Here is a 15,159-nt window from a genome sequence, read left to right as displayed (position 1 = left end):
GTCAGGCCGGGTCGGGCAACCAGGCGTCGAAGGGCGCCGGGGCCACCGGTTCGCCGTTGAGCAGCAGCCGGGTCGGGGCGTCCGCGCCGGCGACGCTGACGTTCGTCACCCGCAGCGGCCCGTCGGTGTCCACCCGCAGGGTGTCGCCGTCGCGTACGGCCGCCACGACCGTGTCGCCGTCGACGTCGTGCAGCACCGTGCGGGCGTCGACGGCGCCCCAGCTCACCAGGGTCACGTCGCGAAACGGGCCGTCGCCGACCGTGTCGCCGGGTGCGACCACCGGCACGAGCGCACCGTGGCGGACGTAGAGCGGCAGCCGGTGCGCCGGCACGTACACCCGCAGGTGCCGCCCGCCGGGATGCCGCTCGCCGGTTGCGGCGTCGATCCAGTCGTCACCCGCCGGCAGGTAGACGTCGCGCCGCCCGGACGGGTCCGTGACGGGCGCGACCAGCAGGTCGGTGCCGAGGCGGTACTGAAGGTCGGTGGTCCAGGCCGTCGGGTCGTCGGGGGTGTCGACCAGCAGCGCGCGCATCATCGGCGCACCGCCGGCCGCCGAGCGCACCGCCGCCGACCACAGGTACGGCATCAGGCGGTAGCGCAGCCGCAGGGCGGCCACCGCGTCGCGTTCGGCCTCGGCGGGGAAGTCCCACGGCAGCCTGCTGGTGGTGCCGTGCAGACGCACCAGCGGCGACAGCGCGCCGAACTGGGTCCAGCGCACGTAGAGCTGCGGCGTCGGGGTGCCGTGGAAGCCGCCCGTGTCGTGGCTCCAGAACGGCACGCCGGACAGCCCGTGCGACAGCCCGCCGCGCAGGGTGCTGGCCAGCCCCGGCCAGGTGGCGTTGACGTCGCCGCTCCACTGGGCGCTGTGCCGCTGCCCGCCCAGGTACGACGAGCGGGCCCACACCGTGCGGTGCCCGGTCACCTCCTCGGTTACCCGGGCGACGACGTCGTTGAACAGCAGCGCGTACACGTTGTGCAGCTCGACGCCGGTCATCCCGTTGTGGGCGACGGCGTCGACGGGCACGCCCTCGGCGAAGTCGGTCTTGAACACCGCCACGCCCTGCTCCAGCAGGGGCCGCAGCAGCCCGGTGAACCACTCGACGGCGGCCGGGTTGGTGAAGTCCACGATGGCGCTGGCCGGGTGGCTGCCGTGCCAGACGTCGGCGACGTACGGGCTGCCGTCGGCGCGGCGCAGGAAGTAGCCGGCCTCGGCCGCCGCGGCGTAGAGCGGGCTGCCGGTCATCAGGTACGGGTTCATCCAGAGGCAGACCCGGAAGCCCTGCCCGGCGAGGGTGCACAGCATCGCCGGGGGGTCGGGGAACGCCTCGTCGTCCCACCGCAGGTCCGACCAGCGTCCGGCGACCTGCCAGTAGCAGTCAAGGTGCAGCACGTCGCAGGGGATGCCGCGCTCGCGCAGCAGTCGCGCGCGTTCGAGGACGCGTTCCTGCGAGTCGGGGAAGAAGCCGGAGGAGACCCAGGCGCCGAACGCCCACTTCGGCGGCAGGTACGGCCGGCCGGTGAGCCGGTCGAAGCGGTCGAGCACCTCGGCCGGTGTGGGGCCGGCCAGCACGTAGTAGTCGAGCAGGTCGTCGGGGACCAGGATCTGCACGCAGCTGTGGGTGGACTGGCAGACGTCGAACTGCACCGGCAGCCCGCTGTCGACCAGCACGCCGTAGCCCCGGTCGGACAGGTAGAACGGCACGTTCTTGTGGGAGCGCTCGGACTCGCCGCCGAAGGCGTCGAAGTTCCACATCAGTGCCCGCTGCCCCCGCTTGTCCAGCGGGGTGAACTTCTCGCCGAAGCCGACGAAGCGTTCGTCGCCGGGGGCGACGAAGCTCTCGTGCCAGGCGACGGGCGCGCCGTCGAGGGTGGAGCGGCCGAACGGCAGGGTGCGTCGCCGGCCGCTGATGTCCCGGGTGCCCGGGTCCTGTTCCAGCAGCAGCCGCCCGTCCGGGCCGAGGAAGCGCAGGTGCCACGGGTCGAGCCGGATCTCGGCGACCACGGCGCCGGCGTCGACGCGTACGTGGCCGGCGTCGACGGTCACGGTGGCGGGATGCTCGCCGGGGTGCACCAGCGACAGCGCCCGGGCGCTGCGACTGCGCGCCTGCGGGTCGTCGGACAGGCGTACGCGGATCACGCCCGCACCGGCGGCGTCGACGCGCACCACCGTGCTCGCGCCGTCGGAGAGGGCGGCCTTGAACGTCACCCCGTGCGGGTCGGTCGCGACGACCTCGGCCCGGCCGACGAGGGCGGCCCCGTCCTCGCCGGGGCCCCGCACCGGCAGGTCGGGTGGGTCGGCCACGAAGGTCTCGTACGGGACCAACGGCGGTCGGTAGGGCATCGGCGTCTCCTCCAGGCTGGTTCCCACGGCCCCGCCAGTTTCTTTGCCTTCCCAACTAACTGTCAACGAGTGCCTCCGCCGGATCGCCGCTTGACGCCGTTGACAGGCAGAAACCCGATCCATATTTTGGAAACCTCTCCAACAAATTGGCGGTGGGCGATGTGGGGCGACGGTGGGCTGCGCTACGGCGGCGACTACAACCCCGAGCAGTGGCCGGCCGAGGTGTGGCGCGAGGACGTCGCCCTCATGCGTCGCGCCCGGGTCAACCTGGTCACCGTCGGCGTGTTCGCCTGGTCACGGCTGGAACCGGAGCCCGGCCGGCACACCTTCGACTGGCTGGACGAGGTGCTGGACCTGCTGCACGACAACGGCATCGACGTCGCCCTGGCCACCCCGACGGCGTCGCCCCCGCCGTGGTTCTCGCTGGCCCACCCGGACGCGCTGCCGGTGACCGCCGACGGCGTACGCCTGCACCACGGCAGCCGCGACACCTACTGCGCCGCCGCGCCCGCCTACCGGGCCGCCGCCCGACGCATCGCCGCCGCCCTCGCCGAGCGCTACGCCCACCACCCGGCCCTCGCGCTGTGGCACGTGCACAACGAGTACGGCACCACCTGCCACTGCCCGCACACCGCGCGGGCGTTCCGGCGCTGGCTGACCGGGCGGCACGGCCACCTCGACGCGCTCAACGCCGCCTGGGCCACCAGCTTCTGGAGCCAGCACTACACCGACTGGGCGCAGGTCGACCCGCCCCGCGCCACGCGGTACCTGGCCAACCCGGGGCACCTGCTGGACTTCCGCCGCTTCTGGTCGGACACCCTGCTCGCCGCGTACGTCGAGCAGCGCGACCTGCTGCGCGCGGCCAACCCGGCGGTTCCGGTCACCACCAACTACGTCCTCGGCGACTGGGTGCCCGTCGACCACGCCCGCTGGGCCGCCGAGGTGGACGTGGTGGCGATCGACCACTACCCGGACGCGGTCGACGGCGGCGCCGAGGAACAGACCGCTCTCGCCGCCGACCTGGCCCGGGGCTGGGCCCGCCACGGCATCGACGCGTCGGCGCCGTGGCTGCTGATGGAGAGCGCCCCGAACCAGATCCACGCCGGCGGGCGGATGCACGCCAAGGAGCCCGGCCGGATGGCCCGGCACAGCCTGTCGCACGTCGCCCGAGGCTCGCGCGGCGCCATGTTCTTCCAGTGGCGGGCCCCGGCGGGCGGGGCGGAACGCTTCCACTCCGCGCTGGTGCCGCACGCCGGCCCCGACACCCGCGTGTTCCGGGAGGCCGTCGACCTCGGCGCGACGCTGGAGCGGATCTCGGAGGCGGCCGACGGCGCGGTCGACGCCGCCGTGGCGATCGCCTGGGACGCCGCCAGCGGCTGGGCCCTGGGCCACCCGGGAATGCCGTCGCCGCACCTGAGCCACCGCGACGAGGTGTCGGCGGCGCACCGGGCGCTGTGGCGGGCCGGGTTCGGCTGCGACGTGGTGCTGCCCGGCGACCGGATCGACGGATACCGGCTGCTGGTGCTGCCGGCCCTCTACCTGGCCTCCGACACCACCGCCGACTGGGTGGGCGGGTACGTCCACGGCGGCGGGCACCTGCTGGTGACGTGGCTCAGCGGGGTCGCCGACGAGCACGCCCGCGTCCGTCTCGGCGGCCACCCCGGGGCGCTGCGCGACGTGCTGGGCGTACGGGTCGAGGAGTTCCACCCGCTCGCCGACGGCGAGACCGTGCCCCTGTCCGGTGGCGGGACCGGCCGCCTCTGGGCCGAGACGGTGCGCCTCGCCGGCGCGCAGCCGGTGACCTCGTACGCCGGTGGCACCCTCGCCGGGCTGCCGGCGGTGACCCGCCACCGGCACGGCGCCGGCACGGCCTGGTACCTGTCCACCCGGCCCGACGACGCCACGTACCGCCGGCTGGTCACGGACGCGGCGCGGGCGGCCGGCGCGGCACCCGTCTGCCCGGCCGCCCCGGCCGGGGTCGAGGCGGTCCGCCGGCGCGGCGCCGGGGCGAGCTGGCTGTTCCTGTTCAACCACACCGACCGGCCGCAGCGGGTGCCGGCGGCCGGGCTCGACCTGCTCACCGGCGCGACGGTCGGCGGGCAGGTGCACCTGCCCGCCGGCGGCGCCGCCGTGCTGCGCGAGACCGGCACCGGCCACTGACCGGCGCCCCCACCGCCGGCCCGGCGCCGGGCACACTGTGCCGATGCTGCGCGCCCCGGCCACCGCGACCCTGCCGGAACTCCTGCTGCGCCCCTGGCGCGACGCCGACGCCGACGCCCTGATCGCCGCGTACGACGACCCGCTGCTGCGGCGCTGGACCCGGGCACCGGTGACGACACCCGCCGAGGCACGCCGGTTCCTGGCCGCGGCACACCGCGACTGGGCCGACGGCAGCCGGTTCAGCTTCGCGGTGATCGAGCCGCGCCCGGCCGGCGAGACCCTGGTGGCGCAGGTGATCCTCAAGCACGTCACCGACCTCGGCGGGGACGCCGAGGTCGGCTACTGGACCGCCGCGCCCGCCCGGGGCAGGGGCATCGCCCCGCACGCCCTGGCGGCGGTCACCGACTGGGCGTTCGACCGCTTCGCCGGGCTGCGCCGGCTGGACCTGCTGCACCAGATCGACAACCCGGCGTCCTGCCGCGTCGCGCAGAAGGCCGGCTACCGCTTCGAGGAGGTGCTGCCGGCCCGGCCGCCGTTCCCCCGCGACGGCCACCGGCACGCCCGCTGGGCCAGCCCCGACCGGGAATGTCCGCCCCGAGCGGGGCGCTGACTCCTCGTGTCGGCCCCGACGCGGTGGGCCGCGTTACCGTGGGCCGGGGGAGGTGGCGGGCAGGTGGACAGCTGGGACGCGACGGTCGAGGCACGCATCCGTGCGGCGCAGGAACAGGGCGAGTTCGACGACCTGCCCGGCATGGGCAAGCCGATTCCCGGCCGCGGCCAGCCCTACGACGAGTCGTGGTGGATCAGGAGCTTCCTGGAGCGCGAGAAGCTCCCCACCGATCTGCTGCTGCCGACGCCACTGCAACTGCGCCGCCGCATCGAACAGGTGCCCGACGAGGTGCGGGACCTGCCGACCGAGGCATCCGTGCGCGCGTTCGTCGCCGACCTCAACGCCCAGATCCTCTCCTGGCTGCGTACGCCCACCGGCCCCCGGGTCGTGGTGCGTCCGGTCAACGCCGACGAGGTGGTCCGCCGCTGGCGGACCGAGCGGGTGACCGCCAGCGCCGCGCCCCCGACCCCGGCCCCGCAGGCTCCACCACGTCGGTGGAGGTGGCGACCGCCCTGGCGGCGCCGGGCGGCCCAGCCCGGTCAGTCCACCGCCGCTCGCCACGACCAGGACGTACGCCGGGCGTGACCGGGCAGCTCGCCACGGCCGGTGAGCCACCGCAGCACCTGCGGCGCGGGCCCGGCGGGCGCGTCCGGGAACAACCGCCGCAGCACGGCGGCGCTGAGCCGCCGCGGCGGCTGCCAGGTCACCCCGAGACCGCGCGTGATGTCGTCGGTGTGCAGCAGAATCTCCGCCACCCCCATCGCCGCGAAGCCCGCCGGGTCGCAGGGACCGTAGTGCCACGCCCGAGTGTGCGGCGCGGCGGCGTCGACGGCCGCCCGCAGCAGGCCACCGCAGGCGACGACGACCCGCAGCACCTCGGCCGGACCGGCGGCGGGGGAGACGACCAGGTCGAACGGCAGGTAGCCGTCGTCGGGCCGCCCGCTGACCTGGCCGGCGTACGCCAGCAGGTCGTGCGCCACGTGCGCGGCGGTGCGCCAGCAACTCCACTCCAGTCCGCCGGCGGGCACATCCCAGTCCCGCCCGGTGTGCGGGCCGAGAACGACGCTCATCTCCGTCACCGCGCGGTCCACGTCGACGCCGGTCAGCTCAGGCATCCGCCGACCGTGCCACCGCAGACACCGCTCCCGCAACCGGGATGACGCTTGCCCGCCGCCGCCACCGACACTAGGGTCGAGATCGTGACTGCCGGGTCGGCCATGGGCCACGAGCGGACAGGGCACCCGGCCATCAGGTGAGCCGGGGGCGGGCCCGCGGCCCGCCGACGCCCCGCATGCCGGTGTCGACACCACGTCCACCGCGCCGCGTTTCCCGCACACTTTCTTCCACCGTCCACGCCGGTCGTACGCCGGCGGATCCGCATCCTCGCCGCCACCGGTCGCCGGGCGGGCGATCCACCGTGGCCGCACCCTCCTGCCCGAGCAGAGAGCAGAGCATTGCCCAACGACTTCAACCAGCAGGTCATCGACGAGTTTCGCGCCAACTCCGGCCGGGTCGGCGGCCCTTTCGAGGGGGCCCGCCTGATCCTGCTCACCACCATCGGGGCCCGCTCCGGCGCCCCGCACACCACCCCGGTCGGCTACCTGCCCGACGGCCAGGAACGCATCCTCGTCATCGCCTCGGCCGGGGGTGGCCCCAAGCACCCGGACTGGTACCACAACCTCCTCGCCGACCCGCACGTCACCGTCGAGAACGGGGTCTTCACCTACCAGGCCCGCGCGGTCGTGCTGACCGGCGCCGAACGCGACGAGATCTTCGCCCGGGCCGTGCAGGCCGACCCGGGTTGGGCCGCGTACCAGGCGAAGACCTCCCGGGTGATCCCCGTGGTGGCGTTGCACGAGGTGCCCGGCGGTCCGCCGGAAGCGGCGTCCTGGGCAGCGGCGCTCAAGCTGATCCACGACGCGTTCCGCCGGGAACTGGCGCTCATCCGCGACGAGGTCGCCCGCTGCGGCCCGGGCCTGGGCGCGCAGCTACGGGTCAACTGCCTGACCTTCTGCCACGGCCTGCACCACCACCACCGCAACGAGGACGACGGCATGTTCGCCGGCCTGGACGCCCAGCGTCCCGACCTCGCCCCGGCCCTGGCGCGGTTGCGCGAGGAGCACCGCCGCATCGCGGCGCTCGTCGAACGCCTCCAGCAGGTCGTCGGCGACCCCGACGCCGATCCCGCCGAGGCCCGCCGGGAGGTCGAGCGTCTGACCACCGAACTGGAGGCCCACCTGACGTACGAGGAGGAGCAGTTGATCCCCGTCCTCGACGGCACCGGCTGACGCCAGGCGGCTGCGCCCGCGACCGGCCCCGGTCGCGGGCGCAGCTCCGCTCAGTCCTCGTCGGCGTCGGCCGCCCTCGGCTACGTCAACACCCTCATGGTCCAGGACGTCCTTGCCGACGACGACTGGGCTGGTCTGCTGACCGATGCCGACCGGCGGGGCCTCACCCCGCTGTTCTGGACACACGTGGCTCCGTAGGGCGAGGTGAAGCCCGACATGACAAGCCGACTCCAGCTGGGCACACCGGCACCGGCAGGCTGACCCCCTGCCGTCAACGTGGACTCGATGCTCACCGAGATCCGTACGACATCGCCTGCGCCCTTGCGTGGTTCTAGCGGTGGCTACTACTCCAGGCGGCGATGGTTCGGTTGATGTAGGTCTCGACGCTGGCGGTGACGTCGGTGGAGGGTTCGAGCAGCCATTGCAGCCCGATCCCGTCCAGCACGGCGGTGACCAGGCGTACTTCTATCTCGATCTCGGCCGGGGTGAGGGGTGCCACGTCTCCGGCATCGACCGCCTGCTGCAGGTGGGTGGCGAGGGTGGCCAGGTTGTCGGTGTAGCGGCGCTGGATGAAGGCGTGGGCCGGGTGTGCCGGGTTGGATGCCTCGGCAGCGATGGTGGTGAACAGCTCGAGCAGGCCCCGGTTGCTCAGGTGCACCGTCATGACCTGGGGTAGCCGGCGGAAGTAGTCCAGCCCGGTCACATCGGTGAGGCTGGCTTCCACGGTTCGGCGGTCCCACTCCTGCAGCACTGCCGTAAGTAGCCCTTCTTTGCTGCCGAAGTGCTGCAGCAGAGTGGCGTGCGAGACACCGACCCGGTCAGCGATCGTACGGATCGAGCCGCCCGCGAAGCCGTACTCGCCGAACACGGTGACGGCGGTGGCGACGATCTGTTCCCGCCGTCGGGTCCCGGTGCGGTAGGGACCCCGCGCGGTCCCGGTGCTACTCGACATGCTCCTCACCCTCTCACGCCCCTTTGACGAAAATCTACCACTCGGTTACATTTCAGGGGTGGGGGGTCGGAGCCGGCATGGCGGTGAGCGACCCGGCTGCTTCGTCGGCAGCAGGCTCGATCACGACGCCCTCGACGCAGATCGCCCTCTCCTGACAGCGCAGGCCGACGCCTTCCGGCACCTATCCAGCTCCCTGACCTACGACACCCCCGCTACCGACAACGCCTGACCCGACCGCCACCACCGAAGAAAGGAAGCTCTGATGCAGTACTCCGTCCTCGGTACGACCGGCGTGAAGGTGTCCCGGATCTGTCTGGGCACCGCGACGTTCGGCGTCGCCCCCACCGCGCAGGACGCCGACCGGATCGTCGGCGCCGCTGTCGACCTGGGCATCAACTTCGTCGACACCGCCGATGTGTACGGCAACATGCCGGTCTTCGACCGACCCGGCGCCCCGACCGCCGCCGACCGTGAACCCGCCGAGCGGATCCTCGGCCGCGCCCTGTGCGGCCGCCGCGACGAGATGGTGATCGCCACGAAGTCCAACGGGATCGTCGGGCCCGATGTCAACGACCGTGGCCTGTCGCGTCGTCACATCATCCGTCAGGTCGAGACGAGCCTGCGCCGCCTGGAGACCGACTACATCGACCTCTACTACGCCCACGATCCCGACCCGGACACGCCGCTGGAGCAGACCCTGGCGGCGTACGACGATCTCATCCGGCAGGGCAAGATCCGCTACGTCGGCCTGTCCAACCATCCCGCCTGGCAGGTCGTCCACGCCCTGTGGATCGCCGACGACCGCCGTCAGCACGCACCCGTCGCCGCCCAGGTGAAGTACAACCTCATCGATCGGGCCGCCGAACGAGAACTCGCGCCCGCCTGCCAGCAGTTCGGGCTGTCCCTCGTCCCGTACGCGCCACTGCACGGCGGCCTGCTCGCCGACCTCGGCGTTCTCGACCGCGATGTCGCCGGCGACCAACGCTTCGGCGCTGCGGGGTTCACCGAGGCCGAGATCGCCGTCGGCCGGGAGGTCGACCGGCTCAGCCGCGCCTGGGGGCTGGCGCCGTACCAGGTATCGCTGGCCTGGCTGCTGTCCCGCCCCGCCGTCGCCTCCGCCATCGTCGGCGCTGAGACCCTCGACGAGCTGCAGGCCAACGCCACCGCAGCCGACGTCGAACTCGAACCAGCGCAGCTCGACTCACTCACCGCGCTGGCCAGCGAACCCGCCGCCTTCCATCACCGCGCCGGCCAGGGACCGCAACTGCCGCCCTCCACGACCGATCCCGACAGGCTAAGCGGCTCCGGATCGGTTCGATGAACCTTCGACGATGCGGCTTTCCACGCGTTCGCTCCCTTCGACAGTCAGGCGGAACCTGAAGCTGTGGTGCTGGGCGACAGTGCCTCCGTATCGTGACCGGCTCTGTTGCGGCACGCCCGACAGAAGCGGAGCGCAAAGAGTCGGGTGACCGGGACCGGTGCCGCCACACGATGGGGGAATGGACGACACGACACTGGTATCCCGGTTCCTTCGCGACGGCTTCGTGAAGTTGGCGGGCGCCGTCGCGCCGCGGGTGGCCGCGGACTGCGCGCGGCTGCTGTGGCGGGAGACCGGCTGTGACCCGGACGACCAGGCCACCTGGACGCAGCCCGTGCACTGGGTGCCCGGCATGGCGCAGGGGCCGTTCGCCGCCGCCCCCAATTCTCCGTTCCTCCATCACGCGTATGACCTGCTCGTCGGCGCGGGACGTTGGGAGCCGCGTTACTCGCTGGGCACGTTCCCGTTGCGCTTCCCGCACGAGGACGAGCCGAACGACGCGGGCTGGCACATCGAGGGCAGCTATCTGCCGGAGGGTGCGAGCTGGTACTTCACGAACGTCCGCTCCCGGGGCCGGGCGCTGCTGATGCTGTTCCTGTTCAGCGAGATCGGTGCGGACGACGCCCCGACACGGATCCGGGTCGGCTCACACCTCGACGTGCCGAAGGTGCTGGAGAGGTACGGGGAAGACGGGGCGAGTGGGCTGGACCTCGCGCCCGAGTTGGTGGCGGCGTCCGAGCACCGGCCACTCGCTCTGGCCACCGGGTCCCCTGGCGATGTCTTCCTGTGTCATCCCTTCCTGGTGCACGCGGCGCAACCGCACCACGGGACGCGGCCGCGCTTCATGGCCCAGCCGCCGCTGATGCCGGCCGCGCCGTACGAACTGGAACGGGCCGACGGCGCGTACTCGCCCGTGGAAATCGCGATTCGCCGAGGACTCGGCCAGGACACGCCCGTTCCCGAGGACCGGGGGAGGCGGGGACAACGGTGACGATGCGGGTGAGTGGCCGCAATGCGCGATTCCAGCAGTGGGAGGCTCTGCTCCGCAATCGGACCAAGCGGCAGCGTCGCGGCGAGTTCCTCGTACAGGGCGTGCGCCCGATCGCCATGGCCATCGAACACGGCTGGCAGGTTCGAGAGTTGCTCTACGACGCCGACGTCCAGCTGTCCGGCTGGGCACGCAAGGCCCTGGACACCGTCCGGGCCGAGAGGTTCGCCGTCTCCCGTGAACTGATGCACGAGCTGGGCGGCAAGGCGGACACGGTCCCGGAGCTGCTGGCCGTGGTCGCGCTGCCGCAGGACGACCTGTGCCGTATCCCGGCCGGGCCGAGCATGCTCACCGTCGTGTTCGACCGGCCCACCAGCCCTGGCAACATCGGCACGCTCGTCCGGTCCGCAGACGCCTTCGGCGCGTCCGGCGTCATCGTCACCGGCCATGCCGCCGACGTGTACGACCCGAAGGCGGTGCGGGCGAGCACCGGCTCGCTGTTCGCGCTGCCGGTGGTCCGGGCGTCCTCGCATCAGACCGTGCTGTCATGGGTCGCCGACGTGCGCGCCGACGGCGTCGGCATCGGCATCGTGGGTGCCGATGAGCACGGCACCCTGGATGCCGCCGAGTACGACTTCACGCAACCCACGCTGACCCTGATCGGCAACGAGACCACCGGTCTCAGCGTCGGCTGGCGTGAGGCCTGCGACCAGCTCGTCCGGATCCCGATGTCCGGGGCCGCCAGCTCCCTGAACGCGGCGGCCGCCGCGACCGTCGTGCTCTACGAATCGGCACGCCAGCGCAGCCGCCCACCGAGCACCTGATTGATGGATTACCGGTAACGACAATCCAGTAATCCGGACGGACGAAAGGTGCGAATCACCCACGCACCATAATCACTGTTCTTGTGTAACGACGCTATGGAGTGTTGTTGTTACATGTCCAAGGTGTGTTCAGGTCGAGCAGCATCTCGGGGTGGACTCGCGGACGAGGTACGTCGAGTGGGGCTGCCCGACGGCAACGAGTTGCACAGCGTCCGCGTCACCGGCGGTGAGCTTCGTGCCGAGACGGACGGTTCGACCGACCTGGCGCGGTGGGTTCCGCTGACGCGGGTGGGCGCCCTGGACCGCTCCGTCGTCATCGACGTCGGGCTCGCGTTGCACCGTCGTGCGCCGCTCACCGGGCACGTGGAGCCGATCGAGGTCACGGGACCGCTGCGGCACTGACCGCGGCCGTGCCGAGGAAGCCGCCGGACTGCCGTGACCACAGGTCCGCGTAGAGCCCGCCGCGTTCCAGCAGCTCGGCGTGGGTGCCCTGCTCGGCGATCCGGCCGGCGTCGAGGACCACGATCCGGTCCATCCGGGCGATGGTGGAGAGCCGGTGGGCGATCGCGATCACCGTACGGCCGGTCATCACCTCGCTGAGCGTGTCGTGGATGGCGGCCTCCGCCTCGGAGTCGAGCGCGGACGTGGCCTCGTCCAGGACCAGGATCGGCGCGTTGCGGTGGAACGCGCGGGCCAGCGCGATCCGCTGCCGCTGGCCACCGGACAGGCGTACGCCCCGTTCGCCGACCTGCGCGTCCAGGCCGGTGCGACCGTCCGCGTCTGTCAGCGCGGCGACGAACCGGTCGGCGCACGCCCGGCGTAGCGCTGCCTCGACCCGGGCGTCGTCGGCGTCGGGGCCGGCGATGTTCTCCCGGACCGAGCGGTGCAGCAGGGTGGCCTCCTGGGCCACCATGGCGATCTGGCCGCGCAGGCTCTCCTGCGTCACGTCCGTGATGTCGGTGCCGTCGATCATGATCGTGCCGGACTCCACGTCGTGGAACCGCAGCAGCAGCCCGACCAGCGTGGACTTGCCCGCACCCGACCTGCCGACGATGCCGACGCGCTCACCGGCGGCGACGTCGAGGCTGAGCCGGTCGAGCCCGCCCCCGCCGCGACCGTAGTGGTGGCTGACCTGCGCGAAGGTGATGGCCCCACCCCGTACCCGCAGCTGGGTCGCCTGGGGTTTGTCCGCGACCGCGAGCGGCTGCGCGACGGTCCGCAGGGCCCGCCGGAGCGCGCCGACGGACCCGAACAGCGACGACACGGCGTCCAGGAGCCACTCCGCCATCGCGGTGATCCGGAAGCTGAGCGCCAGCGCGGCCGCGACGAGACCCAGGGGCGCGGCATCGGTACGCCAGAGCGCGATCCCGTATCCGACCAGTCCGACGAGCAGCGCGCTGCTGAGCGCCATCATGGCGCCGTTGATCGTCAGCTCGACCCGCTGGAGGTCCAGGTGTGCGCGCCTGGACCGCGCGAACACCCGGCGGTCGTGCGCGGTGCGGGTGTCCTGGCCGCCGAGCAACGCGAGCGTGTCGACGTTGCCGTACGAGTCGACGAGCAGGCCGGTCAGCGCGGACTCCGCGTCCTGCAGGCGCTCCGACGCGCGCCGGTAGCGCGGCACGATCCACCGCATGAGCAGCGCGTACGCCAGTATCCAGGCCCCCAGCGGGAGCAGCAGGCGCACGTCGATCGTGGACATCAGCCACACCGAGCCGGCGATGTAGGCGATCACGAACACCAGCGTGTGCACGACCGAGTACGCGGCGGTGCTGGCGGCATCGCCGCCGTCGCGTACCAGGGTGGCGACGCGCCCGGCGAGGTCGTCGCGGAACCAGCCGACGGACTGCCGGGACACGTGCCGGTGTGCCCGCCAGCGGGCGAGGGGGCGGGCGTTGGCGCGGAACGCGATGTCGTCCAGCGCCTCGCCGACGAGGTGGATCAGCGGCCTGACCAGCAGCACGAACACGGCGACGGTGAGCAACCCGGTGCCGTGGTCGACCCAGAGCCGGTCCGGGTTCGCGGCGGCGAGCGTGTCGACGAGGCGTCCGGCGTACCCGATGAGCCACACCTCGATCGCGGCCGCCAGGACGGTGGTGGCGACGGCCGCCGTCACGACCGGTCGTAGCGGTCGCAACTCCTCCAGGAGGAACCGCCGGGCGCCGGCGGCCGGGGTGCGGTCGTCTTCGGCCGGGAAGGGATCAACAGGGTTTTCGAACAGACCGAGCACGAAGTGCCTTTCCGGCGGCGGAGACGGACAGGGAACCGGGGAAACCGCCGGACGTCCTCATGATCGATCTCCGCTTCGTGTCGGTAGGTGCCCTCGCGAGGCTAGGCGACATCGCGGCGCGCCGCCTTCCATTTCGCGCCGGGGCCCGGGCAGTGACCTGGCCCACGCCTGTCACAACGGTCGGTCACGCGGTGTCTTGAGACCGAAGGCCCAGGAAACGGAGGAGACACCATGAACGGGAACACCGATGTCGTCGTGGTCGGCGGCGGGTACGCGGGCGTCATGGCGGCCAATCGCCTGACCCGGCGCGACGACGTGACAGTGACCCTGATCAACCCGCGGTCGACCTTCGTCGAGCGGATCCGCCTGCACCAGTTGGTGGGTGGGACCGACGACGCGGTCGTCGACTACCGGGACGTCCTGGCCGGGCGCGTGCGCCTGGTCGTCGACAGCGTGACCCGGATCGACGCTGCGGATCGCCGCGTGACGCTGGCAACGGGCGGCACGGTCGGCTACGACTACCTGGTCTACGCGGTGGGCAGCGGCAGCGCCGCCCCGGACGTGCCCGGGGCAACCGAGTTCGCCTACCCGGTGGCGAGCCTGGAGGAGGCCCAGCGGTTGCGGCCCGTCCTCGCCGCCGCCCCCGCCGCGGCCCCGGTGACGGTGGTCGGCGGGGGCCCGACCGGCATCGAGACCGCCGCCGAGCTGGCGGAGGCGGGACGCGCCGTGACCCTGGTCTGCGGCGAGGTGCTCGGTCCGTACCTGCATCCGCGGGTTCGGCGCTCGGTGGCCGCGAGGCTCGCCCGGCTCGGGGTGACCGTGCTCGACGGCCCCGACGCGACGGTGACGGCCGTGGCCGGCGATGCCGTGCGGCTCGGTGGCGGTCGCCGGTTGCCGAGCGCGGTGACCATCTGGACCGCCGGATTCGGCGTGCCGGACCTGGCCCGCCGCAGCGGGCTGAGCACCGACGCGTCGGGCCGGCTGCTCACGGACGAGACGTTGACGAGCGTGGACGACGCGCGCATCGTCGCGGCCGGGGACTCGGCGGCGCCGTCGGACCTGCCGTTCCGGATGAGTTGCCAGGCCGCGATGCAGCTCGGTCCGCAGGCCGCCGAGACGGTGCTCAGCCGGCTCGCGGGTGAGCAGCCCGCGCCGGTCCACGTGGGGTTCGCCGGCCAGTGCGTCAGCCTGGGGCGTCGCGCCGGCCTGTTCCAGTTCGCCCGCAGGAACGACACCGCGGTGCGCCTGCACCTCGGCGGCCGCCCGGCCGCGAAGCTCAAGGAACTCGTGTGCAGGAGCATCATCTGGCAGTTGGCGTACGAGGCACGCAGACCCGGTGCGCTCAACCCGCGGATCAAGGACGACACGCGCCAGCAGTTGCTGCGGGCCGGGCGCGTCGAGGCGACGGCCACCACCGCACGGGCGGCCCGGCCGTCATGAGAGCCCTCGAC

General features: G+C 72.8%; 13 protein-coding genes. 9 read left to right on the top strand and 4 right to left on the bottom strand.

Annotation, left to right across the window (positions count from 1 at the left end; translation table 11 throughout):
* Nucleotide 1 precedes the first annotated feature (1 nt).
* Nucleotides 2-2,341: a TIM-barrel domain-containing protein gene (locus tag KBX06_RS23215; protein ID WP_210838578.1), complete on the bottom strand. Its 2,340-nt coding sequence runs from the start codon at nucleotides 2,339-2,341 to the stop codon at nucleotides 2-4.
* Between the two features lie 159 nt (nucleotides 2,342-2,500).
* Between KBX06_RS23215 and KBX06_RS23210 the strand changes: the two genes are divergently transcribed.
* The 3 genes from KBX06_RS23210 (at nucleotide 2,501) to KBX06_RS23200 (ending at nucleotide 5,696) form a co-directional block, all read left to right on the top strand.
* The gene (locus tag KBX06_RS23210) at nucleotides 2,501-4,501 is read left to right on the top strand and encodes a beta-galactosidase (protein WP_210838576.1); all 2,001 of its coding nucleotides are present in this window, start codon (nucleotides 2,501-2,503) and stop codon (nucleotides 4,499-4,501) included.
* A 43-nt stretch (nucleotides 4,502-4,544) separates the two neighbouring features.
* Nucleotides 4,545-5,111, top strand: a complete 567-nt coding sequence (locus KBX06_RS23205) for a GNAT family N-acetyltransferase (RefSeq protein ID WP_210838574.1) — start codon at nucleotides 4,545-4,547, stop codon at nucleotides 5,109-5,111.
* Nucleotides 5,112-5,174: 63 nt separating this feature from the next.
* Nucleotides 5,175-5,696 (top strand): DUF1992 domain-containing protein, encoded by a 522-nt coding sequence (locus KBX06_RS23200; RefSeq protein WP_210838572.1) that lies wholly within the window; start codon nucleotides 5,175-5,177, stop codon nucleotides 5,694-5,696.
* Here KBX06_RS23200 and KBX06_RS23195 read toward each other — a convergent pair.
* Nucleotides 5,651-6,226: a hypothetical protein gene (locus KBX06_RS23195; RefSeq protein ID WP_210838570.1), complete on the bottom strand. Its 576-nt coding sequence runs from the start codon at nucleotides 6,224-6,226 to the stop codon at nucleotides 5,651-5,653. The two genes, KBX06_RS23200 and KBX06_RS23195, sit on opposite strands and share 46 nt — an antisense overlap.
* A 339-nt stretch (nucleotides 6,227-6,565) precedes the next feature.
* Between KBX06_RS23195 and KBX06_RS23190 the strand changes: the two genes are divergently transcribed.
* Nucleotides 6,566-7,399 carry a nitroreductase/quinone reductase family protein gene (locus KBX06_RS23190; protein WP_210838568.1) on the top strand — a complete coding sequence of 278 codons (834 nt, stop codon included), beginning with the start codon at nucleotides 6,566-6,568 and terminating at the stop codon, nucleotides 7,397-7,399.
* A gap of 331 nt (nucleotides 7,400-7,730) precedes the next feature.
* On the opposite strand, the gene KBX06_RS23185 is transcribed toward KBX06_RS23190, so the two are convergent.
* Nucleotides 7,731-8,351 carry a TetR/AcrR family transcriptional regulator gene (locus tag KBX06_RS23185; RefSeq protein ID WP_210838566.1) on the bottom strand — a complete coding sequence of 207 codons (621 nt, stop codon included), beginning with the start codon at nucleotides 8,349-8,351 and terminating at the stop codon, nucleotides 7,731-7,733.
* Between the two features lie 262 nt (nucleotides 8,352-8,613).
* Between KBX06_RS23185 and KBX06_RS23180 the strand changes: the two genes are divergently transcribed.
* The 4 genes from KBX06_RS23180 (at nucleotide 8,614) to KBX06_RS23165 (ending at nucleotide 11,883) form a co-directional block, all read left to right on the top strand.
* Nucleotides 8,614-9,672 (top strand): aldo/keto reductase, encoded by a 1,059-nt coding sequence (locus KBX06_RS23180; protein ID WP_210838564.1) that lies wholly within the window; start codon nucleotides 8,614-8,616, stop codon nucleotides 9,670-9,672.
* 178 nt (nucleotides 9,673-9,850) lie between these two features.
* Nucleotides 9,851-10,660, top strand: a complete 810-nt coding sequence (locus KBX06_RS23175) for a phytanoyl-CoA dioxygenase family protein (RefSeq protein WP_210838561.1) — start codon at nucleotides 9,851-9,853, stop codon at nucleotides 10,658-10,660.
* A gap of 2 nt (nucleotides 10,661-10,662) precedes the next feature.
* Nucleotides 10,663-11,481, top strand: coding sequence for a TrmH family RNA methyltransferase (locus tag KBX06_RS23170; protein ID WP_210838622.1), 819 nt, complete (start codon nucleotides 10,663-10,665; stop codon nucleotides 11,479-11,481).
* A 177-nt stretch (nucleotides 11,482-11,658) separates the two neighbouring features.
* Entirely contained in the window at nucleotides 11,659-11,883 is a 225-nt protein-coding gene (locus KBX06_RS23165; RefSeq protein WP_210838560.1) for a hypothetical protein, read from the top strand.
* Here KBX06_RS23165 and KBX06_RS23160 read toward each other — a convergent pair.
* The gene (locus KBX06_RS23160; protein ID WP_210838558.1) at nucleotides 11,861-13,708 is read right to left on the bottom strand and encodes an ABC transporter ATP-binding protein; all 1,848 of its coding nucleotides are present in this window, start codon (nucleotides 13,706-13,708) and stop codon (nucleotides 11,861-11,863) included. The two genes, KBX06_RS23165 and KBX06_RS23160, sit on opposite strands and share 23 nt — an antisense overlap.
* 231 nt (nucleotides 13,709-13,939) lie before the next feature.
* Here KBX06_RS23160 and KBX06_RS23155 point away from each other — a divergent pair, with 231 nt between their 5' ends.
* Nucleotides 13,940-15,148, top strand: coding sequence for an NAD(P)/FAD-dependent oxidoreductase (locus KBX06_RS23155; RefSeq protein WP_210838556.1), 1,209 nt, complete (start codon nucleotides 13,940-13,942; stop codon nucleotides 15,146-15,148).
* Nucleotides 15,149-15,159 lie beyond the last annotated feature (11 nt).

Origin of the sequence: Micromonospora sp. C31 (assembly GCF_018070575.1) — a bacterium.
GTDB lineage: Bacteria > Actinomycetota > Actinomycetes > Mycobacteriales > Micromonosporaceae > Micromonospora.
The sequence above is the reverse complement of the archived record's forward strand: the minus strand, read 5'-3'. Positions and strand labels throughout refer to the sequence as shown.

Excerpts from the sequence above, each read along its gene's own strand:
- KBX06_RS23205 (WP_210838574.1), top strand. The coding sequence starts at position 4,545 with ATGCTGCGCGCCCCGGCCACCGCGACCCTGCCGGAACTCCTGCTGCGC.
- KBX06_RS23170 (WP_210838622.1), top strand. The coding sequence starts at position 10,663 with ATGCGGGTGAGTGGCCGCAATGCGCGATTCCAGCAGTGGGAGGCTCTG.
- KBX06_RS23180 (WP_210838564.1), top strand. The coding sequence starts at position 8,614 with ATGCAGTACTCCGTCCTCGGTACGACCGGCGTGAAGGTGTCCCGGATC.
- KBX06_RS23185 (WP_210838566.1), bottom strand. The coding sequence starts at position 8,351 with ATGTCGAGTAGCACCGGGACCGCGCGGGGTCCCTACCGCACCGGGACC.
- KBX06_RS23210 (WP_210838576.1), top strand. The coding sequence starts at position 2,501 with ATGTGGGGCGACGGTGGGCTGCGCTACGGCGGCGACTACAACCCCGAG.
- KBX06_RS23195 (WP_210838570.1), bottom strand. The coding sequence starts at position 6,226 with ATGCCTGAGCTGACCGGCGTCGACGTGGACCGCGCGGTGACGGAGATG.
- KBX06_RS23175 (WP_210838561.1), top strand. The coding sequence starts at position 9,851 with ATGGACGACACGACACTGGTATCCCGGTTCCTTCGCGACGGCTTCGTG.
- KBX06_RS23155 (WP_210838556.1), top strand. The coding sequence starts at position 13,940 with ATGAACGGGAACACCGATGTCGTCGTGGTCGGCGGCGGGTACGCGGGC.
- KBX06_RS23215 (WP_210838578.1), bottom strand. The coding sequence starts at position 2,341 with ATGCCCTACCGACCGCCGTTGGTCCCGTACGAGACCTTCGTGGCCGAC.